Below are 1638 nucleotides of genomic sequence, written 5' to 3' on the forward strand. Positions count from 1 at the left end.
CTGTTCCGTCTGGGGCTACAGTATAAGTACCAACACCTTCAACTGTCTTCGTAATTGAACCATCGTCAAATGTTGCTGGAACATCATCGTTCATTGGTACACGGCTGTCACCTTCAGTAAATACAGGTTTACCTGTTTGAGTTGCACCTTGCACATCAGTAGATACTGCTGGAGTTGCAGTTGGTGTAACAGGCGTTACAGTTGGTGTGTAAGTTGCGGAAGCTTTGGTTCCGTTCTTATCTTCACGAACCACTGTCACTGCTGGTGCAGTTCCGACAAATGATTTCTCTGGTACAAATGTAACTGTTCCGTCTGGGGCTACAGTATAAGTACCAACGCCATCTACTGTCTTCGTAGTTGAACCATCGTCAAATGTTGCTGGAACATCGTCGTTCATTGGTACACGGCTGTCACCTTCAGTAAATACAGGTTTACCTGTTTGAGTTGCACCTTGCACATCAGTAGATACTGCTGAAGTTGCAGTTGGTGTAACAGGTGTTACAGTTGGTGTGTAAGTTGCAGTAACTGGAGTACCGTTCTTATCAACACGTTTCACTGTTACGCCTGTACCTGTTCCTGTGAATGATTTTTCTGGTACGAAGGTTACAGTTCCATCTGGAGCAACTGTGTAAGTTCCTTCTCCTGGAATGGTCTTCGTAGTTGAACCATCTTCAAAGGTTGCTGGCACATCATCATCCATTGGGATTGCAGGGTTACCAGGTGTGAAGCTTGGTGTACCTGTTTGTGTTTTACCTTGGATATCTGTAGATGTTGCAGGTTCAGCAGTTGGGACAACTGGAGTGATCTTCGGTGTGTAAGTTGTTTCAGCAACTGTTCCGTTTGTATCTTTACCTTGAACCTTAACTGGAACCACATCACCTGAGTAAGATTTATCAGTTGGTGTGAAGGTTACAAGGCCTGTTTCTTTATCAACTGTGAAAGTACCAATTTCTTTACCTTCTGGTGATTTAGCAACTACAGATTCTGCTGGCTGACCATTTTCATCAAGAAGAGTAATGGTATCTTTGTCAATTGGTGCAACTGGGTCACCTTCAGTGAAGGTTACTGTTCCAGTTTGAACCACACCTTGAGGTGCTTCTGATGTAGCTGGAGTTGCTGTTGGTGTTACCGGTGTCACAGTTGGTGTGTACTTAGCAGTAACTGGAGTACCGTTCTTATCGACACGTTTAACTGTTACGCCTGTACCTTCTCCTGTGAATGATTTTTCTGGAACAAAGGTTACGGTTCCGTCTGGAGCAACAGTGTAAGTTCCTTCACCAGGAATAGTCTTGGTTGTTGAGCCATCTTCAAATGTTGCAGGTGTATCATCATCCATTGGAACATTTGGATTACCTGGTGTGAAGGTTGGTGTACCTGTTTGCGTTTGACCTTGTTTGTCAGTAGATGTTGTATCTTCTGCAGTTGGTGTAACTGGTGTTACGGTTGGTGTATAAGTCGCAGAAGCTTTTGTTCCGTTCTTATCTTCACGAACCACTGTTACGGCTGGTGCAGTTCCAACGAATGATTTTTCTGGTACAAAGGTTACTGTACCGTCTGCTGCTACTGTGTATGTACCAACACCATCTACAGTCTTCGTAGTTGATCCATCATCGAAGGTTGCTGGAACATCATCGTTCA

Annotated in this window: 1 pseudogene; it reads right to left on the bottom strand. The window is 44.1% G+C overall.

The annotated features are described in order from the left end of the window. A pseudogene (locus tag HMPREF2893_RS07520) lies at positions 1-1638 on the bottom strand (CshA family fibrillar surface protein C); the annotation flags it as partial.

This window comes from Streptococcus sp. HMSC072C09 (assembly GCF_001813105.1).
Lineage (GTDB): Bacteria > Bacillota > Bacilli > Lactobacillales > Streptococcaceae > Streptococcus.